The organism is Pseudoduganella sp. GCM10020061 (assembly GCF_042683405.1).
Lineage (GTDB): Bacteria > Pseudomonadota > Gammaproteobacteria > Burkholderiales > Burkholderiaceae_D > Telluria.
Window position 1 is genome coordinate 166,868 of sequence record NZ_JBHUJS010000011.1, and the last position, 21,230, is coordinate 188,097.

18 protein-coding genes are annotated in these 21,230 nt (G+C 64.1%); 15 read left to right on the top strand and 3 right to left on the bottom strand.

Annotated elements, in window-relative coordinates:
- Positions 1-144: 144 nt before the first annotated feature.
- The 6 genes from ACFSQR_RS15095 to ACFSQR_RS15120 all read left to right on the top strand — a co-directional run bounded on the left by ACFSQR_RS15095 (position 145) and on the right by ACFSQR_RS15120 (position 5,291).
- Positions 145-567: an NfeD family protein gene (locus ACFSQR_RS15095; RefSeq protein ID WP_377730767.1), complete on the top strand. Its 423-nt coding sequence runs from the start codon at positions 145-147 to the stop codon at positions 565-567.
- 35 nt (positions 568-602) lie between these two features.
- Positions 603-1,541 carry an SPFH domain-containing protein gene (locus ACFSQR_RS15100; RefSeq protein ID WP_377730768.1) on the top strand — a complete coding sequence of 313 codons (939 nt, stop codon included), beginning with the start codon at positions 603-605 and terminating at the stop codon, positions 1,539-1,541.
- Entirely contained in the window at positions 1,538-2,341 is an 804-nt protein-coding gene (locus tag ACFSQR_RS15105) for a DUF4349 domain-containing protein (RefSeq protein WP_377730769.1), read from the top strand. Before ACFSQR_RS15100 ends, ACFSQR_RS15105 begins: the two co-directional genes overlap by 4 nt.
- Before the next feature lie 118 nt (positions 2,342-2,459).
- Positions 2,460-3,128, top strand: a complete 669-nt coding sequence (lepB, locus tag ACFSQR_RS15110; protein WP_377730770.1) for a signal peptidase I — start codon at positions 2,460-2,462, stop codon at positions 3,126-3,128.
- A 280-nt stretch (positions 3,129-3,408) separates the two neighbouring features.
- Positions 3,409-4,539 (top strand): multidrug effflux MFS transporter, encoded by a 1,131-nt coding sequence (locus ACFSQR_RS15115; protein WP_377730771.1) that lies wholly within the window; start codon positions 3,409-3,411, stop codon positions 4,537-4,539.
- A 74-nt stretch (positions 4,540-4,613) separates the two neighbouring features.
- A complete protein-coding gene (locus ACFSQR_RS15120) occupies positions 4,614-5,291 on the top strand; it encodes a CCXG family PEP-CTERM protein (RefSeq protein WP_377730772.1) in 678 nt (225 codons plus the stop codon).
- An 81-nt stretch (positions 5,292-5,372) separates the two neighbouring features.
- On the opposite strand, the gene smpB is transcribed toward ACFSQR_RS15120, so the two are convergent.
- On the bottom strand, positions 5,373-5,822 hold the full coding sequence (gene smpB, locus ACFSQR_RS15125; protein WP_377730773.1) for an SsrA-binding protein SmpB: 450 nt from the start codon (positions 5,820-5,822) through the stop codon (positions 5,373-5,375).
- Between the two features lie 72 nt (positions 5,823-5,894).
- Here smpB and ACFSQR_RS15130 point away from each other — a divergent pair, with 72 nt between their 5' ends.
- Together ACFSQR_RS15130 and ACFSQR_RS15135 are read left to right on the top strand one after the other, a co-directional pair.
- Positions 5,895-6,326: a type II toxin-antitoxin system RatA family toxin gene (locus ACFSQR_RS15130; RefSeq protein WP_377730774.1), complete on the top strand. Its 432-nt coding sequence runs from the start codon at positions 5,895-5,897 to the stop codon at positions 6,324-6,326.
- The gene (locus ACFSQR_RS15135) at positions 6,319-6,606 is read left to right on the top strand and encodes an RnfH family protein (protein ID WP_377730776.1); all 288 of its coding nucleotides are present in this window, start codon (positions 6,319-6,321) and stop codon (positions 6,604-6,606) included. Before ACFSQR_RS15130 ends, ACFSQR_RS15135 begins: the two co-directional genes overlap by 8 nt.
- Before the next feature lie 19 nt (positions 6,607-6,625).
- On the opposite strand, the gene ACFSQR_RS15140 is transcribed toward ACFSQR_RS15135, so the two are convergent.
- On the bottom strand, positions 6,626-7,111 hold the full coding sequence (locus tag ACFSQR_RS15140) for a DUF4124 domain-containing protein (RefSeq protein WP_377730778.1): 486 nt from the start codon (positions 7,109-7,111) through the stop codon (positions 6,626-6,628).
- Positions 7,112-7,266: 155 nt separating this feature from the next.
- Between ACFSQR_RS15140 and guaB the strand changes: the two genes are divergently transcribed.
- The 3 genes from guaB to ACFSQR_RS15155 all read left to right on the top strand — a co-directional run bounded on the left by guaB (position 7,267) and on the right by ACFSQR_RS15155 (position 12,736).
- Positions 7,267-8,727, top strand: a complete 1,461-nt coding sequence (gene guaB / locus ACFSQR_RS15145; protein WP_377730779.1) for an IMP dehydrogenase — start codon at positions 7,267-7,269, stop codon at positions 8,725-8,727.
- A gap of 75 nt (positions 8,728-8,802) precedes the next feature.
- Positions 8,803-10,413 (top strand): glutamine-hydrolyzing GMP synthase, encoded by a 1,611-nt coding sequence (guaA, locus tag ACFSQR_RS15150; protein ID WP_377730780.1) that lies wholly within the window; start codon positions 8,803-8,805, stop codon positions 10,411-10,413.
- Positions 10,414-10,528: 115 nt separating this feature from the next.
- Positions 10,529-12,736 carry an OsmC domain/YcaO domain-containing protein gene (locus ACFSQR_RS15155; protein ID WP_377730781.1) on the top strand — a complete coding sequence of 736 codons (2,208 nt, stop codon included), beginning with the start codon at positions 10,529-10,531 and terminating at the stop codon, positions 12,734-12,736.
- Between the two features lie 57 nt (positions 12,737-12,793).
- Here ACFSQR_RS15155 and ACFSQR_RS15160 read toward each other — a convergent pair whose 3' ends face one another.
- A complete protein-coding gene (locus ACFSQR_RS15160; RefSeq protein ID WP_377730782.1) occupies positions 12,794-14,746 on the bottom strand; it encodes a multicopper oxidase family protein in 1,953 nt (650 codons plus the stop codon).
- Positions 14,747-15,070: 324 nt separating this feature from the next.
- Between ACFSQR_RS15160 and ACFSQR_RS15165 the strand changes: the two genes are divergently transcribed.
- The 4 genes from ACFSQR_RS15165 to ACFSQR_RS15180 all read left to right on the top strand — a co-directional run bounded on the left by ACFSQR_RS15165 (position 15,071) and on the right by ACFSQR_RS15180 (position 21,199).
- A complete protein-coding gene (locus ACFSQR_RS15165; RefSeq protein ID WP_377730783.1) occupies positions 15,071-16,567 on the top strand; it encodes an ankyrin repeat domain-containing protein in 1,497 nt (498 codons plus the stop codon).
- Between the two features lie 579 nt (positions 16,568-17,146).
- A complete protein-coding gene (locus ACFSQR_RS15170) occupies positions 17,147-19,525 on the top strand; it encodes a DNA polymerase II (protein WP_377730784.1) in 2,379 nt (792 codons plus the stop codon).
- 4 nt (positions 19,526-19,529) lie between these two features.
- On the top strand, positions 19,530-20,351 hold the full coding sequence (locus ACFSQR_RS15175; protein WP_377730785.1) for an NAD-dependent deacetylase: 822 nt from the start codon (positions 19,530-19,532) through the stop codon (positions 20,349-20,351).
- 47 nt (positions 20,352-20,398) lie between these two features.
- A complete protein-coding gene (locus ACFSQR_RS15180; protein ID WP_377730786.1) occupies positions 20,399-21,199 on the top strand; it encodes a ferritin-like domain-containing protein in 801 nt (266 codons plus the stop codon).
- The last annotated feature ends 31 nt before the right edge of the window (positions 21,200-21,230 follow it).

Consider the following 21,230-nt stretch of genomic DNA (forward strand, 5'->3'; position numbering starts at 1 on the left):
CTAGAAGTGAAAACTCGCTAGACTGGTATCGTTCGATAAAGCAAAAAAGACATCGCCAAAAGCACGCACATATCGACGCCGTGCCCTCGTCGCTCTCCATGGGCCACGGGGGTTTTTTATTTGGGATTACGGAAAAGGAGTCACATGGCCGACTGGGGAAACTGGCTGGTAGCCGCGGGGGTGCTGATCGCACTGGAACTGTTCACTGGTACTTTCTACCTGCTGATGATCGCCATCGGCATGGTGGCCGCCGCGCTTGCCGCGCTGGCGGGACTGGACCAGCCCACGCAAATCACCGTCGCCGCAGTAGTCGGCGTGGCGGCAACCGTGCTGCTGCGCCGCAGCCGCTGGGGACGCCGCACGCGCAGCGATGCGACGCGCGACCCCAACGTCAACATCGACATCGGCCAGGACATCGTCGTGGACGCCTGGGAGCATGGCCGCTCGCGCGTGATGTACCGCGGCGCGATGTGGGACGTCGAACTCTGCCCGAACGCGCAGGCCGCAGCAGGGCGCTTCAAAATCGTCGAGGTTCAGGGCAGCCGCCTGATCGTCGCGAACTCATAACAATAAAGAAATAATCTTTCAAACAAAGGGATAACATGGAATTTAATTTCGGCAGCGTCGCGCTGGTACTGTTCATCATCGCGCTCGTATTCGTGTTCAAGACGATCAACGTGGTGCCGCAGCAGCACGCGTGGGTGGTGGAACGCCTCGGCAAGTACCATGCGACGCTGGCACCGGGCCTGAACATCGTGATTCCGTTCGTGGACCGCGTCGCCTACAAGCACTCGCTGAAAGAGATCCCGCTCGACGTGCCGCCGCAGGTCTGCATCACCAAGGACAACACGCAGCTGCAGGTGGACGGCATCCTGTACTTCCAGATCACCGATGCGATGCGCGCTTCGTACGGCTCGTCCAATTACATCCAGGCGATCACGCAGCTGGCGCAGACCACGCTGCGTTCGGTCATCGGCCGCATGGAGCTGGACAAAACCTTCGAGGAGCGCGACCACATCAACACCACGGTCGTGAACGCGATCGACGAATCGGCCGCCAACTGGGGCGTGAAGGTGCTGCGCTACGAGATCAAGGACCTGACCCCGCCGCAAGAGATCCTGCATGCGATGCAGGCGCAGATCACCGCGGAACGCCAGAAGCGCGCGCTGATCGCCGCGTCCGAAGGCCGCAAGCAGGAGCAGATCAACATCGCCACCGGCCAGCGCGAAGCGGAGATCGCCAAGTCCGAAGGCGAGAAGCAGGCGTCGATCAACCGCGCGGAAGGCGAGGCGAAGGCGATCCTGGCGCTGGCCGAAGCGAACGCGGAAGCGCTGCGCCAGATTGGCGCCGCGATTCGCGAACCGGGCGGCAGCGATGCGGTCAACCTGAAGGTGGCGGAAAAGTACGTCGAAGCCTTCGACGGCATCGCGCGCACCAACAACACGCTGATCATCCCGGCGACCATGAGCGACCTGGGCGGCCTGATCGCCAGCGCCATGACCATCGCCAAGACGCAGAAGCCGCAGGGCAGCGTCGTTTGATCACGCGCACCCTGCAACATGCGCCGCGGGTGCGGGCGGCATTGCTGCTGGCCGCACTGGCGCTCGCCGGATGTTCGGACGGCGACCCGAGCCCGTCGGTTGTGATGGGCGAGACGGCCGACACAAGCGGCCCGCGCACACTGGCAATCGAGCATACGGTCACGATCGACGTGCCGGAGCCGGAGGTGCGCAAGGTCCACGACCAGACGCTCGCCACCTGCAATGCGCAGCCGAAGGGCGTGTGCGCCGTCATCAGCGCCAATGTCAGCACGGGCGATGAGGTATCGGCCGAACTGCGCCTGCGTGCCTCTCCGCCGGTTGTGCGGGTGTTGATGGCGAACCTGGACCGGCAGGGTGAACTGGTCAGCGTGGGGACGGAAGCCACCGATCTCGCGCAGCCGATCGCCGACGCGGATCGCAATGCGGCCATGCTGGCGGCATATCGCGCGAAGCTGGAGGAGCTGGCGGGCCGCGCCGGTAACGATGCCGATGCGCTGATCAAGGTGCACCGCGAGCTGGCGGAAGTCCAGTCGAAGATCGAAGCGGCCGCCGGGCAGCGCGAGCATCTGCGCAAGCAGGTAGAGCTGGAAATCCTGAATGTCTCGATCACGGCCGAGCGGCACACGCCATTCGTAAAACCGATCGCGGCGGCATTGCGCGATTTTGGCACCCACCTGGCGCAGGGCATAGCGGGCGCAGTGACAGGGTTTGCCGTGCTCGCGCCATCGGTGCTGGTGATCATGCTGCTTGCCTGGGGCGTGCGGCGCTGGCGCAGGCGGCGCAAGGCACGGCCTGGCTGATCGCGAGCCAACGATCCGGTGACGGTCCCTTGCAGGGACGGTCACCTGCCCAGGATTAAGGCTGGTTAAAGAATAGTGGATTATAAAGTTAGCATTCTTCGATCAGTCTGGAGCTGGCATGAAAAACTGGGTGCGTTCTAACAAAGGCTTCATCGTCTTCCTCGCGCTGCTGGGCATTTTCCGCACCGCGGTGGCGGACTGGAATCCGATCCCTTCGGCCTCGATGCACCCAAACCTGCTGGAAGGCGACGTCGTCTTCGTCAACCGGCTTGCCTTCGACCTGAAAGTTCCGCTTACCGATGTGATCCTGACGCGCCTGGGCGAGCCGCGCCGCGGCGATGTGGTCACGTTCTCGTCGCCGGCCGATGGCACGCGCCTGATCAAGCGCATCATCGCGCTCCCGGGCGACAAGGTGGAGATGCGCAACGGCCTGATCGTCATCAACGGCAAGGCGGCCAGCTATGCGTCGCTCGGCCAGCAGTACGAAACGCTCCCGCAAGGTTCCGCGACGCCAGCGCTGTTGCTCTCGGAACGCTATGGCGATGCGCAGCACGAGATCCAGCTGCTGCCTTACGTCGACGCCGTCCGCAACTTCAAACCGCGCGTGGTTCCCGCCAACCAGTACATGGTGTTGGGCGATAACCGCGACAACAGCCAGGACTCGCGCTACATCGGCATGGTCTCGCGCGAGCTGCTGATCGGCCGCGCGGAGCGCGTGCTCGTGTCGGCCGACATCCGCGGCAACTGGATGCCGCGCACCGAACGCTTCGGCAAATCCCTGCGCTAACCTTTTCTCCGACAGACGGTACCCCTTAATCCCGGCCTCGGCCGGGATTTTTTTCGTCCCTTGCACTGGAAAGGCGCAGGAAGGCGTTGGCGGAATCGGTCAAAACATGGCCGATTCCGCCATGCGGGGCTGATAGCGGAGGCTCGCTGCCGAAGCCATGCCCGGCCTGAAAATTGAACAACCGCTAAAATGCCGGGTTGGCGCCCAACGTTGAGCAGCGCCGCATGTCAGAAAGTTTTAGATGCACAGGTTGTTGACGGTCACACTCGCATGTCTCGGTATGGTTGGCGCACTCGCCATCGATACCTATCTCCCCGCCATCCCCGCCATCGGCAAGGAATTCCAGGTCGGTCCGCTGGCCGTCCAGCAGACGCTGTCGCTGTTTCTGTTCGCGTTCGCCTTCATGATGCTGTTCTACGGGACCCTGTCCGATTCGTTCGGCCGCCGGCGCGTGCTGCTGGCCGCGCTGTCGGTCTATACGGTGGCCTCGATCGGCGCGGCGTTCGCGCCGACCTTCGGCTTCCTGCTCGGCTGCCGCGTGCTGCAGGGCCTGTCCGCCGGCGCAGGCTCCGTGCTGAGCGCCGCCATCGTGCAGGACCGCTTCTCTGGCGCGCAGGCGCAGCGCATGATGTCCCACATCATGATGGTGTTCGGCCTCGCGCCCGCCATCGCTCCGGTGCTGGGCGGCTACCTGCACATGGCGTTCGGCTGGCGCTCCACGTTCGTGTTCCTGTTCCTGTTTGGCCTGGCGATGATCGTGCTGTGCTACCGCACGCTGCCCGAGAGCCTGCCGCCGGAAAAGCGCCACGCCTTCCATCCCGGTACCATCGCGCGCAACTACCTGATGGTCCTCAAGCGCGGCAAGTTCGTGCTGCTGTCGCTCACGCTGGGCATGGCGTTCGGCGGCCTGTCGCTGTACATCGGCTCGGCGGCCAATTTCGTGATGGGCATCCTGGGCAAGTCGGAGACGGGTTTTGCGTGGCTGTTCATTCCGCTCATCGGCGGCATGATGGTCGGCTCGGCGCTGTCGGGCAAGTTCGCCGCGCGCTACGCGCCGGTGCGGCTGGTGCAGGCCGGCTTTGTGCTGATGGGTATATCGGGCCTGGCGAGCGTGGCCTACAACAGCGCGTTCGTGGCCGAGACGCCATGGGCGGTGCTGCCGCTGGCCGTGTACACCTTCGGCCTGTCGATCGCGATGCCGGCGATCCAGGTCAAGGCGCTGTCGCTGTTCCCGGATAACCGCGGGCTGGCCGCGTCGATGCAGGCCTTCATTCAGATGATGTCGTTCGCGCTGGTGTCGGGCTTCCTCGCGCCGCTGTTGTTCGATAGTGCGCTCAAACTGGCGTACGGCCTGGCGGCAACGTTGGTGCTCAGTTTTCTCTGCTGGACCCTTGCGGTAGGGCGAAAATAGCGCGGTCGTGCTTGCTTGAAACTTGGTATCTCGCCTGCTAATGTGGATTAATACATTAACAACGAGAGGGCGTCATGAACACCGTCCGAACCGGCACCACCCTGGCGCTCCTGCTGGCCGCGCTTTCAGCTGCCAATGCCAGCGAAATCACAATTTCAACCGGCTATTCAACCGCGGGCCAACAGGCCACGCCCCAGGCATACCAATCGGTGGTCGAGGCGGCGGTCGCCACTGCCACTCCGGGGTATGGCAGTACGAGCGTCGAAGTATTCGACGGCATTTCCAACCATAAGACCCTGTCGGGTGCGTCCAGGGACCTGGCGTACAAGTTCGAAGTGGATTTCTTTGTCACCGAGGACAAGGCCGGTACCTGGTCGTTCCGTGGCGGCGTCGATTTCGGTGATGGCGGCGTCATGATGCTCGATGGCGTGCCGCTGCACTTCAGCAGCGATGACCTGTGGTGGGCGGGGTCCTACGGCAACTCGAGGGAATACCTGGCGGGAAGCGCGCAACTGGCGAGCGGTGCGCACACGCTGGTCTTTTACGGCCTGGAGAACTGTTGCGATGGGGCGAACATCGGGCAGCAGGCGCAATTCCGGATCGGGGACGGCGCATTCACTACCTTCAGCACAGTCGACGGGCTGACGACTCCCATTCCGGAACCGGCAACGGTGGGGATGCTTCTGGGTGGTTTGGGGATGCTTGCAGCTGTGGGTAGATGGAGAACGCGTCGATTGGAACAAAGCGCCTGACTGTTCCGTGGCGCTCGCGCGCTCTCCGTACGGAATCTAAAATTCAAGGGGGCAGTCCCGCATGACTGTCCCCAGCCTGTGCTAGCGGCGATTCTGCTTCATGGCCGAGTCGACCTCGCGCTTGGCGTCGCGGTCCTTTTCGGTGGCGCGCTTGTCGTGCTGCTTCTTGCCCTTGGCAAGGCCGACTTCGCACTTCACCCGTCCGCCCTTGTAGTGCAGGTTGAGCGGCACCAGCGTGTAGCCGGACCGTTCCACCTTGCCGATGAGCTTGTCCACCTCCGCACGATGCAGCAGCAGCTTGCGCGTGCGCGTCGCCTCCGGATGCACGAAGCCCGATGCGGTGGGCAGCGCACTGACGTGCGCGCCGAACAGGAACAGTTCGTCCCCCTTGCGGATGACGTACGCTTCCTTGATCTGCACCCGGCCTTCGCGGATGGCCTTGACCTCCCAACCCTCCAGCACGAGGCCCGCTTCATAGCGGTCCTCGATGAAGTAGTCGTGGAAGGCTTTCTTATTGTCAACAATACTCATGAATTAGCAAAAACGTGCAGCTCGGTTAAACTACGGCCTTGAAAAGTGAACATCATAACAAATGGCTCATCCATGGCAGTAGTGCACAAACAAGTTTTGCTGGCATATAGCGCGGAACAGATGTTTGACCTGGTTGCAAAGGTCGAAGATTATCCGAAATTCCTCCCATGGTGCAGCGGCGTCGAAGTCCTCGAGCGCTCGCATGACAGGCTGGTAGCCTGCCTGGCGATGAACTTCCGCGGCATCAACCAGAGCTTCACCACTGCCAACACCAACCACCGCCCGACCCACATGAACATGAAGCTGGTGAACGGGCCGTTCAAGTCGCTGGACGGGAACTGGCACTTCAAGGCGCTGCGCGAGGACGCGTGCAAGATCGAATTCGACCTGCACTACGAATTCTCCAGCCGCCTGCTGGAGAACCTGATCGGCCCGATGTTCAGCGTCATCGCCAATAACATGGTCGATTCCTTCGTCAAGCGCGCCGAGACGGTGTATGGCTGAACGGTTCGTGGTCAAGGTGTGCTATGCCACCGCCGCCAGCGAGGTGTGGCGCGAGGTGGAAGTGGAGCAGGGCGCCACGATCGAGCAGGCGATCCGCAGCTCAGGCATGCTGGAAGCGGTGCCCGGCATCGACCTGGCGGTGCAGCCGGTGGGCATCTACGCCAAGAAGAAGCCGCTGGACACGGTGCTGCGCGAGCACGACCGCATCGAAATCTACCGTCCCCTGGTGGCCGATCCCAAGGAAACCCGCCGCGCCCGCGCCAGGAAGCGCAGCGCATAAAGGGGCGCGTCCCGGGCGCTTAGCGGCAGGCGGCGATGATCTTGCCGGCGCGCGCCGATTCAGCGGCCCGCTCCGCGTCGCTCATCACTTCATTGGCGTCCGCAGACGTGTGCGAACGCAGCCGCACGCCCGAATCCAGTTCGGCCTTGGCGCGCCGCGCGGCATCGCAGGTGCGCTTGCGCTCGGCAGCCTGTGCCGCCTCCTGCTGTGCCTTCTGCGCCGTCTCCGCGCTTTCCTTGCGGCGCTTCTGGAAGTCCTGTTCGCGCTCCGCGAGCGTGGTCCCCGCCGCAGGCGCGGCGCTTGCCGCGGCAGGCCGCGCGGTCGACGCGATCACCTGCTCCATGCCTTTTGGCGCCTGGAGCACGCGCACACCCGGCGGTGGCGGCTGGTCCGAGTAGTTGCGCCGGCCGTTGTGGTCGATCCAGACATACTGCGCGGCCGCGCTGCCGGCGGCCAGCAGCAGCGCCGCGCCGAGAATGGACTTGATGGGTCGAGTGATTCGCATAAGGTTTCCTGCTGAGATTCGTTGCTCCATTTCGCCAGCTTTGCGGCCCCGTGTCAACGCCGGGCAGCTGGTCCTTGCCAGAATTTTTAAGCCTTGCCAAGACGCTTTCGCACGCTTTCTGTATAATTCGCTTTTGCGCCTATAGGAAAACAACTATGCGTTTACTTCAGAAAGCACTCACGTTCGATGACGTGCTGCTCGTCCCGGCCTACAGCAACATCCTCCCGGCCGCTACCTCCCTGCGTACCAAGCTGACCCGCAACATCACGCTGAACATCCCGCTGCTGTCGGCGGCAATGGATACCGTGACCGAAGCGCGCCTGGCGATCGCAATGGCACAGGAAGGCGGCATCGGCATCATCCACAAGAACCTGTCGCCGAAGGACCAGGCCCGCGAAGTAGCGCGCGTGAAGCGTTTTGAAGCAGGCGTGCTGCGCGACCCGATCACCATCCCGCCGACCATGACGGTGCGCGAAGTGATCGCCCTGCGCGAACAGCACGGCATCAGCGGTTTCCCTGTGGTCGAAGGCAAAGTCGTCGTCGGCATCATCACCAACCGCGACCTGCGCTTCGAGACCGAACTGGACGCGCAGGTGCGCGAAAAGATGACCCCGCGCGAAAAGCTCGTCTACGTCAACGAAGGCGCTGAACTCGACGACGCCAAGCGCCTGATGAACAAGCACCGCCTGGAGCGCGTGCTGGTGGTGAACGACGCATTCGAACTGCGCGGCCTGATCACCGTGAAGGACATCCAGAAAGCCGTCGAGCACCCGTTCGCATCCAAGGACGCGCAGGGCAAGCTGCTGGTCGGCGCCGCGGTCGGCGTCAGCCAGCGCGACGAGGAACGCATCGAGCTGCTGGTCTCTGCCGGCGTGGACGTGCTGGTGGTGGACACCGCCCACGGCCACTCGCAAGGCATCCTGGACCGCGTCAAGTGGATCAAGACGCGCTACCCGCACGTGGACGTCATCGGCGGCAACATCGCCACGGCGGCCGCGGCGAAGGCGCTGGTCGAATACGGCGCGGACGCGGTCAAGGTCGGCATCGGCCCGGGCTCGATCTGCACCACCCGTATCGTCGCAGGCGTCGGCGTACCGCAGATCACCGCGATCTCCAACGTGGCCGAAGCGCTCCAGGGCACCGGCGTGCCATGCATCGCCGACGGCGGCATCCGCTACTCGGGCGACATCTCCAAGGCACTGGCGGCGGGCGCATCGACCGCAATGATGGGCTCCATGTTCGCCGGCACCGAAGAAGCGCCGGGCGAAGTGATCCTGTACCAGGGCCGTTCGTACAAGTCCTACCGCGGCATGGGCAGCCTGGGCGCGATGGCCGAAGGCTCGGCCGACCGCTACTTCCAGGAAGTCGGTGCGCGCGCGGACAAGTTCGTACCGGAAGGGATCGAAGGCCGCGTCGCCTACAAGGGCAGCGTGCTGGCCATCCTGTTCCAGCTGGTGGGCGGCATCCGCCAGTCGATGGGCTACTGCGGCTGCGCCACCATCGAGGAACTGCACGAGAAGGCGGAGTTCGTCGAGATCACCTCGGCGGGCATGCGTGAGTCGCACGTCCACGACGTGCAGATCACCAAAGAAGCTCCGAACTACCGTTCCGAATAAACGTGACCTGACGCGGCGACTAGTTCGCCGCGTTTCGCATCCGCCATACAGAATCCAAAACACACTTCCTCATCCATGCATTCCAAGATCCTCATCCTCGACTTTGGCTCCCAGGTTACCCAGCTGATCGCGCGCCGCGTGCGCGACGCCGGCGTGTTCTCCGAAGTGTATCCGTACGACGTGTCCGACGAATTCGTGCGCAACTACGGCGCCGCCGGCGTGATCCTGTCCGGCAGCCACAGCTCCACGCTGGAAGGCGATGCGCCGCGCGCGCCGCAAGCCGTGTTCGAACTCGGCGTGCCCGTGCTGGGCATCTGCTACGGCATGCAAACGATGGCCGCGCAGCTGGGCGGCAAAGTGGAAAACGGCCTGGTACGCGAATTCGGCTACGCCGAAGTGCGCGCGCGCGGGCATTCCAAACTCCTGAACGGCATCAACGACTTCGTCACCGACGAGGGCCACGGCATGCTGCGCGTGTGGATGAGCCACGGCGACAAAGTCCTTGAAATGCCGCCGGGCTTCAAGCTGATGGGGAACACCGAAAGCTGCCCGATCGCCGCGATGTTCGACGACGAGCGCCAGTTCTACGCGCTGCAGTTCCACCCGGAAGTCACGCACACCGCGCAGGGCAAGGCCATCCTCGGCCGCTTCGTGCACGAAATCTGCGGCTGCAAATCGGACTGGAACATGCCCGACTATATTTCGGAAGCCGTGGAGTCGATCCGCGCCCAGGTGGGCAGCGATGAAGTCATCCTCGGCCTTTCCGGCGGCGTCGATTCGAGCGTGGCCGCCGCGCTGATCCACCGCGCCATCGGCGACCAGCTGACCTGCGTGTTCGTCGATCACGGCCTGCTGCGCCTGAACGAAGGCAAGATGGTCATGGACATGTTCGCCAAGAACCTGGGCGTGAAAGTGATCCAGGTCGACGCAACCGACCAGTTCATGGGCCACCTGGCCGGCGTTACCGACCCCGAGGCCAAGCGCAAGATCATCGGCCGCGAGTTCGTCGAGGTCTTCCAGGCCGAAGCGAAGAAGCTGCCGAACGCGCGCTGGCTGGCGCAGGGCACCATCTACCCGGACGTGATCGAAAGCGCTGGCAAGGGCAAGAAGGGCCAGACCATCAAGAGCCACCACAACGTGGGCGGCCTGCCGGAGACGCTGAACCTCAAGCTGCTGGAGCCGCTGCGCGAACTGTTCAAGGACGAAGTGCGCGAACTGGGCGTGGCCTTGGGCCTGCCGCATGACATGGTCTACCGCCACCCGTTCCCGGGGCCGGGCCTGGGCGTGCGCATCCTGGGCGAAGTGAAGAAGGAATACGCCGACCTGCTGCGCCGCGCCGACGCCATCTTCATCGAAGAACTGCGCAACACGCCGTTCGAGCCGCTGCCGTCGGACGGCGTGGTGGGCGACAGCGTGCCGCGCAACTGGTACGAAGCGACCAGCCAGGCGTTCGCCGTATTCCTGCCCGTGAAATCGGTGGGCGTGATGGGCGACGGCCGCACCTACGATTACGTGGTGGCGCTGCGCGCGGTGCAGACGCAGGACTTCATGACCGCGCACTGGGCGCACCTGCCGCACACGCTGCTGGGTCGCGTCTCTAACCGCATCATCAACGAAGTGCGTGGCCTGAACCGCGTCGTGTACGACATCTCCGGCAAACCGCCAGCGACGATCGAATGGGAATGACATTCCTGTCGCAGGGATGACTTATAGAGCCCTGTTCGTACAGGGCTTTATATTTTGTTGAATTGTCGAGCAAGTTCGGCCTACAACTATTGAAGCACTCTTTTGGAACACAGTTATGGAAATCAAGGTCAACTTCCTCGACAAGCTTCGCCTCGAAGCCAAATTCGACGACTTCACCGTCATCGCCGACCAGCCGATCCGCTACAAGGGCGACGGCTCGGCGCCCGGTCCGTTCGACTACTTCCTGGCCTCGTCGGCCCTGTGCGCGGCGTACTTCGTCAAGTTGTACTGCAATACGCGCAATATCCCGACCGAGAACATCCGTCTGTCGCAGAACAATATTGTCGACCCGGAGAACCGCTACAAGCAGATCTTCAAGATCCAGGTCGAGCTGCCCGCCGATATTTCGGAAAAGGACCGCGAAGGCATTCTGCGCTCGATCGAACGTTGCACCGTCAAGAAGGTAGTGCAGACCGGGCCGGAGTTCGTGATCGAACAGGTCGAGAACCTCGATGCCGATGCGCAGTCCCTGCTGGCCCTGCGTCCCGATTCCGAATCGCGCACCTACATCCCCGGCAAGGACCTGCCGCTGGAGCAGACCATCGCCAACATGTCGGGCATGCTCGCGGACTGGGGCATCAAGATCGAGATCGCGTCGTGGCGCAATATCGTTCCCAACGTGTGGTCGCTGCACATCCGCGACGCGCACTCGCCGATGTGCTTCACCAACGGTAAAGGATCGACCAAGGAAAGCGCACTGGCCTCGGCCCTGGGCGAATACATCGAGCGCCTGAACAGCAATCACTTCTACGCAGGTTCGTATTGGGGCGAGGACATCGCCAGCGCGCAGTTCGTCCACTACCCGGACGAACGCTGGTTCCAGCCGGGTCCGAAGGATTCGCTGCCGCCGGAGATCCTCGACGAGTACACCCTGGAGATCTACGATGCCGACGGCGAACTGCGCGGCTCGCACCTGTACGACACCAACTCCGGCAACACCGCGCGCGGCATCTGTTCGCTGCCGTTCGTGCGGCAGTCCGATGGCGCGACCGTCTATTTCCCGTCCAACCTGGTCGAGAACCTGTATGTCAGCAACGGCATGAGCGCGGGGAACACGCTCGCCGAAGCGCAGGTCCAGTGCCTGTCCGAGATCTTCGAGCGCGCCGTGAAGCGCGAGATCATCGAAACCGAGATCGCGCTGCCCGATGTGCCGCAGGAGGTGCTGGCGAAGTACCCCGGCATCGTTGCCGGCATTAAGGGACTGGAGGAACAGGGCTTCCCGGTCCTGGTCAAAGACGCTTCGCTGGGTGGCAAGTACCCGGTCATGTGCGTCACGCTGATGAACCCGCGCACCGGCGGTGTCTTCGCGTCGTTCGGCGCGCACCCGAGCTTCGAGGTGGCGCTGGAACGCAGCCTGACCGAGCTGCTGCAGGGACGCAGCTTCGAGGGCCTGAACGACCTGCCGCAGCCGACGTTCGAACGTAACGCCGTGACGGAGCCGAACAACTTCGTCGAACACTTCATCGATTCCAGCGGTATCGTGTCGTGGCGCTTCTTCAGCGCCAGCGCCGATGTCGATTTTGTCGAGTGGGACTTCACCGCGAACGGCACGGCCTCCAATGCCGAGGAAGCCGCGACGCTGTTCGGCATCCTGGAAGAGTTGGGCAAGGAAGTCTACGTGGCGGTGCACGACCACCTGGGCGCCACCGCCTGCCGCATCCTGGTCCCGGGCTATTCCGAAATCTACCCGGTTGAGGACCTCATCTGGGACAACACCAACAAGGCGCTGCTGTTCCGCGAAGACATCCTGAACCTGCATCGCCTCGACGACGAGGCCCTGGAGTCGCTGCTCGACCGTCTCGAGAACAATGAGCTGGACGAGTACTCGGACATCGCCACGCTGATCGGCGTCGAGTTCGACGAAAACACGGACTGGGGCCAGCTGACCGTCCTCGAACTCAAGCTGCTGATCCACCTGGCATTGAAGGAGTTCGAAGAGGCGCACGAACTGGTGGGCGCCTTCCTGCAGTACAACGACAACACGGTCGAGCGCCGGCTGTTCTACCAGGCGCTCAATGTCGTGCTCGAAGTGGTGTTGGACGACGACATGGAACTGGACGACTACGTCGTCAATTTCCGCCGCATGTTCGGCGACGCGCGCATGGATGCGGCGCTCGGTTCGGTGGACGGCAGCGTGCGTTTCCACGGCCTGACCCCGACAAACATGCAGCTGGAAGGCCTGGACCGCCACCACCGCCTGATCGACAGCTACCGCAAACTGCACAAGGCGCGGGCTGCCCGCTTGGCTGAGGTATCCAACTAAGGTGCGCACGTCCCGGCCGTTGCCGGGACTTGGCCAGCTTCGGGGCTGGACTGTTCGCTAGTAATTGACGATCAGCGGCCGCATCATGTCGTGCTCCTCGTGCTCGAGGATATGGCAGTGCCAGACAAACTCGTTGCCACCTGTGCGCGGGCTCGGCGGGACCGTGAAGCCGGGGGCAGGCAGGTCGAAACGCATCAGCACGCGCGTCACTTCGCCCGGATTCATGCGCACGGTTTCCTTCCACCCCAGCTCATTCGGGTCCGGCGCCCGCGGCTGGCCGATATACCTGATCGCCGCGAAACCCGAGAAGGGAATGCCGTGCCCGCGCGGATAAACCTTGTCCGAGAAGCGCTGGCGACTGAGCACCTGCACGTTCACCAGGTGGAAGTGCATCGGATGGGTGTCAGCAGTCAGGTTGGCGATTTCCCACACTTCCGTGCCGCCGGCGTGGACCACCTCGGTCGGGGCGGCGTGGTATGGAACCCCGAACGCAGCGGACTTCCGGCCCACCGACACCGCACGGTCGGTGCCCAGCAGCTGGATCAGGCGCCCGTATTCATCGAAAGCTTCGTTCAGGGTCAGGCGCCGGACCGGCACCCCGCGCGGGTTTGGCGTTGGCACGCCAGCGGTCTGCATGACCAGGTAAGGATCGAGCTGGCTGGCATCGAATGCGGCCGGGAGCCTGATCGGCGGGTCTGCGGCCCCTTGCCTGGCCTTCACGCGGATTTGCAGCAGGGTCCGCGTATTCGGCCCGAACCCGGGCGAGGATTGCCGTGTCCTGGGATTTTGCGGGTGATAGTCGGCCATGGCGTCTCCGTTAGGGAAGGGCGCCGGCGCGTCGTTGTACAGGATCAGGATGGAACCGGCTGGCACGCTGCTGAAATCGACGACCAGGTCGGCGCGCTCCCCCGGGCCAAGCAATAACTGCCTGGCGCGCGCGCTAGCGACCGGGGTTGGCGCGGGCAGGAATCCGCCTTCGTTGCCGATCTGGATGAAGCCCGGACCCGCGGCGTTCTTGTTCGGCTCGGTCGGAGCGCCGGACATCGTGAAGACCAGCCTGGGATTGAGGAAGCGCGCATTGCAGGCATTCAGCATCCGGAAGCGGTAGGCACGCTGCTCCACTTCAAGGTAGGGGAAGACAGTGCCATTGGCCAGGATGGTATCGCCGAACATCTCGGGAACGATCGAGGGATCCGGCAGCGTCCAGCCACCCGGCTGAAGGGCCGCATCATAAATATGGGGATACCACAGGTCGCCAGCGCGGCTGTCCGGACGTAACTCAGCCCAGGTGGGATCGCGATCGAGAAGGGAAGGGGCAACGAACACCTTGTCCTGGAAGGACAGGTGCAGCGTTCTCGGATCGAGCGGGCCAGGCAGGTTGTTGTTGGCCGCCAGCGCAGCCTCGTAGCTGTCGGTGATGATGTACGGAGCAGCCAGACCGGCGTATGCGTTGAGCCGCGTGATCCCGAGCGCATGGTCGTGGAACCACATCATGCGGGCGCCCTGGTCGTTCGGATAGAAGTACTCCGCCTGGCCGGGACGCGAAGCGGCGCCATTCAGCGTGGAACCCAGGTCGACAAAGCTTTCGCCCCGGGCGTCCGGGGAGAACCACGCATGCGGTCCCCCATCACTGGTCCACGGCACCTTGCCGCCGTGGAGGTGCACTGCGGTCCGGTTCGGGCCGCGTTCGGCGCCGGGCAATGTCGTGTCGACCGGTAGCAGGTGCCGTGCGGGCAGGCTGTTGACGAATGTGACCTGTACCTTCTCGCCGCGATGCGCCACGATGCCCGCGCCCAGGTGCTTCTTGACGGAGCCGTTGGTGTACGCCCAGAGGCGCGTGCCGTTCGCTGCCATCGATGGATGCAGGACGTCGACAATCTCTTCCATGTTCATGGTGTAGTGGGTGGCGCCGCCGAATCCCTTTCCGTCGGGGGCCGCGAGCGGGATATCGGTGCCGAACCGGCGCAAGGGCGCAACGAATTTGCCGAGGGGCGTTCCGTCGTATGCCAAAGCAGGGCGTTGCGGCAAGAACGTTCCGGTAGCTGCGCCGAAGGAAAGCAGGCTACCGGACTTCAATAGAGTCCTCCTGTCCATGATGTTCTCCTCTCAGGATTCCGGCATGAAGCTCTAACCAGTCTAGGACAATTCCGGACCAGTACGCCGCGTATGTACGTTGCGCGGTCGAAGGCGTTGTTTTCCGGTCCGGCGGCACGCCGCTTGCCCTGCCCCCCTAACGTCGCCCGGAAATATTTCATTTGTGCGCTCTGGACGACAACCGGAATTCGCTGATACGCTGCAACTCTTACTCAACCGTTGCTCGCACCGGAGACACGCATGATTGCCAGGTTCGCCGCTACTACCCTCTCGATCCTCATGTTCTGCGGTTCCGTATCAGCGGCCGCTCCCACCGGCCCCTGGGCCAAGTTCAACGGCAAGATGAAGGCGGACGCCTTGTTCCGCGATGCCGATGGTGGCTACCTCGAATCGGTCCGAAGCATCGTGCAGGGCGGCGGGGACCTGAACTGGCAGCGCGAAGACGGCCACACGCCCCTGATGAGCGCCGCCGCGGCGGGACACGCCGACATCGTCAAATTCATGCTTGAAAATGGCGCCGACCCGACGCTCCGTGACAACCGCGGCAGGACCGCGCTGGACGCCGCCCGCTCGGCTGGCGCCATGGATGTGGTACGGGTTCTTGAGCGCGCAGCGGCCTCGCCAGCCCGGGTCACGGCGCCGGCCCAACCTGCGGCGGGTAACACGGCGGCGGGCAACACGGCGGCGCCAAGCGGACCTTGGGCCAGGTACAACGGCAAATTCGAGGCGGACGCGTTGTTCCGCGACGCCGGCGGCGGCTATCTGGACGAGGTGAAGAGCATCGTGCAGGGCGGCGGCGACGTCAACTGGGTGCGCGAGGATGGCCGCACGCCGCTCATGAGCGCGGCCGAGGCCGGACATGCCGACATCGTGGCGTACCTGCTCCAGCAAGGGGCCGACCCTTCGGTGCGCGATGCGAACGGGAAGAGCGCCTTCGACCTGGCGCGCGCCGCCGGCGCCGTGGACGTCGCACGCATGCTGCAGGGCGGCGCACGACCGGCGCCTGCTCCCGCGGCCCCGGTCGCGCAGGCGCCAGCAAGCCCGGCCCCACGCGTACCCCCTCCGCAGGCTGCCCCCGCTCCCAGGCCACCCGTAGCGCAGGTCCCGCCAGCCAATGCGCCCGCGCCGCAGGCGGGTGCCACGCGCTGGGCGCCGTTCGGCACTTATACGCCTGGCCAGCGGGTGCAGTTCTATGTTCCGACCGGCTGGCGTACCGGGACCGTGCGCGCCGTCGGTCCGGTCAACAACAGCGCCAGGGCCGGCCTGGTGTACGAGAAGAGGTACGAGATCGCCTCGGACAAATTCCCCAACAATCCTGAATGGACCGACTGGGGTCTGGTCGCCGGGGTGGACCGCGCGGCGTTCTGGACCAATTTCTTCGTGGGTGACTGGGCCACCGGCGAAGTGATGGCGGTGAACACCCGCATCGAAGGCAGCAAGGAAATCAGCGAGTACTCCTACCACGCCGCGACGGAAGGCCTGCGCATCAACGCGGACGGCAGCTACCTGTGGAAGCCGCTCGGTTCGCCGGAAATCAAGGGCAGGTGGCAAGCGGCGCCGGACGGCCCGGGCGTCGTGCTCCTGAAGGGATACCAGGGCGCGAACTGGACCTTGCGTAACGAGACCAATGCGACCGAGGAATACCTGCGCGGGATCGAGACGGCGCGGCTCTACCCTGACAACCGGCAGATGACGATCACCGCCAAGCGGCCGACCGCCGCCGGCCGCAGGCCATAGGGTCCGCCCCGGCCACCCCGGCAAAGCCCGCGCATTCGCACATGCCGTTCAGTTGGCACTGAACGGCATTTTTCATGGCCCGTCTCTTGCGTTATCCCAGCGCCAAGGCGGCCCCCGGTTGTTGCATGCTTTATCTGGCACCGGAATCAGGATCGGGAGGAGGGCTCTGGTTTTCATCGCAAAGTCTCCGAGTCGTGTCAGTTGGAGGGCGTACAAATGTCTGGAACGGTCGGAACGATGTCTGTTTTGATCGCGTGGGCACGCGATTTTTGTCGCAAACGCATGTGCGCGATGTCTGTTTCGTACTCCGGTTTCACGGCCTGGGGCAAAAACAGTTCAGTTAACAGGCGCAGATCGGTGAAAGAGTACGAAAGCGACGAAAAACGATCGAAGAGACAAAAATGCTCGGAGTTGGGAGGACCCACCCCGTGCTATTCCTACAGGCGGGGATGGCGGAAACGGCCCATTTATGGCGAATTCCGCCACGAGTGACCTAGGCCGGAAGCCCCCGCGATTGCCGGCCACGCCACAATGTGGCCGCGCATTGGTACACTGCGTCTTTTTCAGCAGCTTCTTCGTATGTCCACCCCACCCGAGCCGCGCTACGGTTTCCTGCTGACGCGCCACTGGCGCGACACCGACGCCGGCGTGGAGGTCGAGTTCTGGCTGGCGACGGACGCGGGTTCGCGGCGCATCCGGCTCGCGCCGCATCAGGCGGTGGCGTTCATCCCGGAGGCGCAGCGTGAGCTGGCCGAGGCGGTCATGCGCGGCGAACGCGGTTGGGAGTTGCGCGCGCTGGCGCTGACGGACTTCCAGCACCGGCCGGTGCTCGGGCTCTACTGCATTGGCTACCGCAAGCTGCTCAAGCTGGAGAAGCGCCTGCGCGAGCACGGCGTGGATGTCTACGAGGCCGATGTGCGGCCGCCCGAGCGCTACCTGATGGAGCGCTTCATTACGGCGCCTGTGGAATATGCGGGACGCGAAGACGCGCACGATCCTGCCTTGCTGCTCGACGGGCAGCTGAAACCGGCAGCAGCCTACCGGCCGCAACTGCGCACTGTGTCGCTCGACATTGAAACCACCATGAAAGGCGAGCTGTACTCGATCGCGCTGGAAGGCTGCGGCCAGCGCCAGGTGTACATGCTCGGTCCGCCCAACGGCGACAGCAGCGCCTGCGATTTCGCCCTCGAGTACTGCGACAGCCGACCCGACCTCCTGAGCCGTCTCGAAGAATGGATGGCGCGCCACGACCCCGATGCGATCATCGGCTGGAACCTCGTGCAGTTCGACATGCGCATCCTGCAGCAGCATGCCGAGCGCTTCGGGCGCCAGCTCAGGCTGGGACGCGGCGGCAGCCCGATCGAATGGCGCGAGCATGGACGCCGGCAGGAGCACTTCTTCATCTCGGTCCCCGGGCGGCTGGTGATCGATGGGATCGAGGCGCTGCGCTCGGCCACATGGAGTTTTCCTTCGTTCAGCCTGGAATCCGTGGCGCAGACCCTGCTCGGCGAAGGCAAAGACATCGACAATCCCTACGACCGGATGGATAGCATCAACCGCATGTTCGCCGAGGACAAGCCGGCGCTGGCGCGCTACAACCTGAAGGACTGCGAACTGGTCACGCGCATCTTCGACAAGACCGGCCTGCTGGCATTCCTGCTCGAGCGCGCCAGCGTCACCGGCCTGGCCGCCGACCGCAGCGGCGGCTCGGTGGCCGCGTTCGAGCACCTGTACATGCCGGTCATGCACCGCCAGGGACTGGTGGCGCCGAACATCGGCGACGTGATTGGCGGCGACAGTCCGGGCGGATTCGTCATGGACTCACGCTCCGGGCTGTACGATTCGGTCCTGGTCCTCGACTACAAGAGCCTGTACCCGTCGATCATCCGCACCTTCCTGATCGACCCGGTCGGTCTGGTGGAAGGTTTGCGGGAGGAAGAGGGCGCCTCGGTGCCGGGATTCCTGAACGCGCGCTTTTCGCGCTCGCGCCACTGCCTTCCAGGTATCGTCACGCAGGTGTGGGCGGGGCGGGAGGCTGCAAAACGAGAGCGCAACCAGCCGCTGTCGCAGGCGCTCAAGATCATCATGAACGCCTTCTACGGCGTGCTCGGCTCGAGCGGTTGCCGCTTCTTCGATCCCCGTCTGGCCTCCTCGATAACGCTGCGCGGCCACGAAATCATGCACCGCACGCGCGAGCTGATCGAGAACAAGGGATACCAGGTGATCTATGGCGACACCGATTCCACCTTCGTCTGGCTCGGGTGCGCGCACTCGGACCGGGACGCGGAGCGCATCGGACGTGAATTGGTTGATCATGTCAACCAATGGTGGCGCGACCACCTGCGCGAGGCACACGGGCTGGAAAGCGCGCTCGAACTGGAATACGACGTGCATTTCCGCCGCTTCCTGATGCCCACGGTGCGCGGCTCGGACGAAGGCAGCAAGAAGCGCTATGCCGGTTTGGCGACCGGTGCCGACGGCAGCGACGAAATGGTCTACAAAGGGCTCGAGACGGTGCGCACGGACTGGACGCCGCTGGCGCAGCAGTTCCAGCAAGGGCTGTACGAGCGCATCTTCAAAGGGCAGCCGTACCAGGAGTTCGTGCGCGGCTACGTGGCAGCCACCCTGAACGGCGAGTTCGACGAGCTGCTCATCTACCGCAAGCGCTTGCGCCGGCCGCTGGAGGACTACCAGCGCAATGTCCCGCCGCATGTGCGTGCCGCCCGCGCAGCCGACGAACATCATGCCAGCCTGGGACGTCCGCCGCAGTACCGCAACGGCGGCTGGATTCGCTATGTGATGACCACTGCCGGACCGGAACCGCTGGAGCTGCTGCGCTCACCCATCGATTACGAGCACTACCTGGAGCGCCAACTCGAACCGGTCGCGGATGCGATCCTGCCCTTCCTGGGCGACAGCTTTGCGCGGCTGGTCAGCCGCCAGCACTCGCTCTTCTGACGCCATGGACGACCAGGTCGCCAGGGCGGCGCAACTTATCCGCGAGGCCGATGGCATCATCGTCGCCGCCGGGGCAGGCATGGGCGTCGATTCCGGCCTGCCGGATTTTCGCGGCGCAACGGGGTTCTGGAAGGCGTATCCGGCCCTCGCCGCGGCACGGATCGATTTTCCACAGGCCGCCTCGGCGCGCGGCTTCGAGCAGCACCCCAGGAGGTCGTGGGGATTCTATGGGCACCGGCTGGCGCTGTATCGCAGGACCGTTCCCCATGCTGGCTTTGCGCTGCTGCAGCAATGGTCCCGGTCGAAGGAACATGGCTGCAGTGTTTTCACCAGTAACGTGGACGGCCAGTTCCAGCTGGCCGGGTTCGATCCGGAGCAGGTGCATGAGTGTCACGGCTCGATCCATTACATGCAATGCAGCGCGCCGTGCAGCGAAGCGATCTGGCCTGCGGACCAGTTCATGCCGGAGGTGGATGAGCGTCATTGCCTGCTGCTGGGGGAGCTGCCGGCTTGCCCGCATTGCGGCGCAATCGCGCGGCCGAATATCCTGATGTTCGATGACTGGACCTGGCTGGACCAGCGCAGTGAAGCACAAAGCGCGCGCCAGCAGGCCTGGCTCGAGCGGCTGGAGCGGCCCGTGGTGATCGAGATCGGGGCCGGGACCGCGATCCCCTCGGTACGGCACTTCAGCAACCGGATCATCCGCCAGCACAACGGGACGCTTGTGCGCATCAACCCGCGTGCCGCCGAAGTCGCGCGCGGCACGGATGTGGCGCTGGAGCTTGGCGCGCTGGAAGCCTTGCGGGCCATCGATAGGATGTATTGAGAACTGCGTGTAAACTCCGCCTTTCATTTTGAAGAGGTGCGAATAGCATGACAAGTCAGCTCGAGCTGCGTGCAACGGCACTGGATTGCCTGCTCATCACGGAACCGGCCGCCAAGACCCAGGCTGTCGCGGCGCTGGCAGCGGCCTGGCAGGACGGAAGCTGCACCGTTGACACCACAGCCATCCTGAGCGCGTCCGGCACGGTGCCGGGACGGCCGGCACGCCCGGAGCTGGTGCCGCCGCGCCTTGTCGGGCGCCGCTCGATGGCCACTGTGGAAGGCCGGGCCATGCTGGTCCATGCGCTGGCCCATATCGAATTCAATGCGGTGAACCTTGCCCTCGACGCCATCTGGCGCTTTCCGGGGATGCCGCGCGAGTACTATGCCGACTGGCTGCGGGTGGCCAGCGAGGAGGCCAGGCATTACACCATGCTGAGCGAGCACCTCCGGGTGCTGGGTTTCCAATACGGCGATTTCACTGCCCACGACAGCCTGTGGGAGATGGTCGAGAAGACGCGCGGGGACATCGTCGCGCGCATGGCGCTGGTCCCGCGGACGCTGGAAGCGCGCGGCCTGGATGCGATCCCGCCGCTGCGCGCCAAGCTGGCGCAAGCTGGCGACATGGCGGCTGCCGCCATCCTCGATGTGATCCTGCACGAGGAGGTCGGCCACGTCGAAATCGGCAACCGCTGGTACGGCTACCTGTGCGCACAGCGCGGGCTGGAGCCCCAATCCACGTACGACGAACTGGCCGTGCGCTACAAGGCGCCGGTGCCGAAAGGCCCCTTCAACATCGAGGCGCGGCGCCGCGCCGGCTTTACCGAAGCGGAGCTGGCGTATTTGACTTGAAATCAAGCAATTTTTCCGTGGACCAAATGTA

What these genes read in the sequence shown, in the direction of transcription:
- ACFSQR_RS15095 (WP_377730767.1), top strand. Translation starts at nt 145, where the DNA reads ATGGCCGACTGGGGAAACTGGCTGGTAGCCGCGGGGGTGCTGATCGCA.
- ACFSQR_RS15100 (WP_377730768.1), top strand. Translation starts at nt 603, where the DNA reads ATGGAATTTAATTTCGGCAGCGTCGCGCTGGTACTGTTCATCATCGCG.
- lepB (WP_377730770.1), top strand. Translation starts at nt 2,460, where the DNA reads ATGAAAAACTGGGTGCGTTCTAACAAAGGCTTCATCGTCTTCCTCGCG.
- ACFSQR_RS15115 (WP_377730771.1), top strand. Translation starts at nt 3,409, where the DNA reads ATGGTTGGCGCACTCGCCATCGATACCTATCTCCCCGCCATCCCCGCC.
- ACFSQR_RS15120 (WP_377730772.1), top strand. Translation starts at nt 4,614, where the DNA reads ATGAACACCGTCCGAACCGGCACCACCCTGGCGCTCCTGCTGGCCGCG.
- smpB (WP_377730773.1), bottom strand. Translation starts at nt 5,822, where the DNA reads ATGAGTATTGTTGACAATAAGAAAGCCTTCCACGACTACTTCATCGAG.
- ACFSQR_RS15130 (WP_377730774.1), top strand. Translation starts at nt 5,895, where the DNA reads ATGGCAGTAGTGCACAAACAAGTTTTGCTGGCATATAGCGCGGAACAG.
- ACFSQR_RS15135 (WP_377730776.1), top strand. Translation starts at nt 6,319, where the DNA reads ATGGCTGAACGGTTCGTGGTCAAGGTGTGCTATGCCACCGCCGCCAGC.
- ACFSQR_RS15140 (WP_377730778.1), bottom strand. Translation starts at nt 7,111, where the DNA reads ATGCGAATCACTCGACCCATCAAGTCCATTCTCGGCGCGGCGCTGCTG.
- guaB (WP_377730779.1), top strand. Translation starts at nt 7,267, where the DNA reads ATGCGTTTACTTCAGAAAGCACTCACGTTCGATGACGTGCTGCTCGTC.
- guaA (WP_377730780.1), top strand. Translation starts at nt 8,803, where the DNA reads ATGCATTCCAAGATCCTCATCCTCGACTTTGGCTCCCAGGTTACCCAG.
- ACFSQR_RS15155 (WP_377730781.1), top strand. Translation starts at nt 10,529, where the DNA reads ATGGAAATCAAGGTCAACTTCCTCGACAAGCTTCGCCTCGAAGCCAAA.
- ACFSQR_RS15165 (WP_377730783.1), top strand. Translation starts at nt 15,071, where the DNA reads ATGATTGCCAGGTTCGCCGCTACTACCCTCTCGATCCTCATGTTCTGC.
- ACFSQR_RS15170 (WP_377730784.1), top strand. Translation starts at nt 17,147, where the DNA reads ATGTCCACCCCACCCGAGCCGCGCTACGGTTTCCTGCTGACGCGCCAC.
- ACFSQR_RS15175 (WP_377730785.1), top strand. Translation starts at nt 19,530, where the DNA reads ATGGACGACCAGGTCGCCAGGGCGGCGCAACTTATCCGCGAGGCCGAT.
- ACFSQR_RS15180 (WP_377730786.1), top strand. Translation starts at nt 20,399, where the DNA reads ATGACAAGTCAGCTCGAGCTGCGTGCAACGGCACTGGATTGCCTGCTC.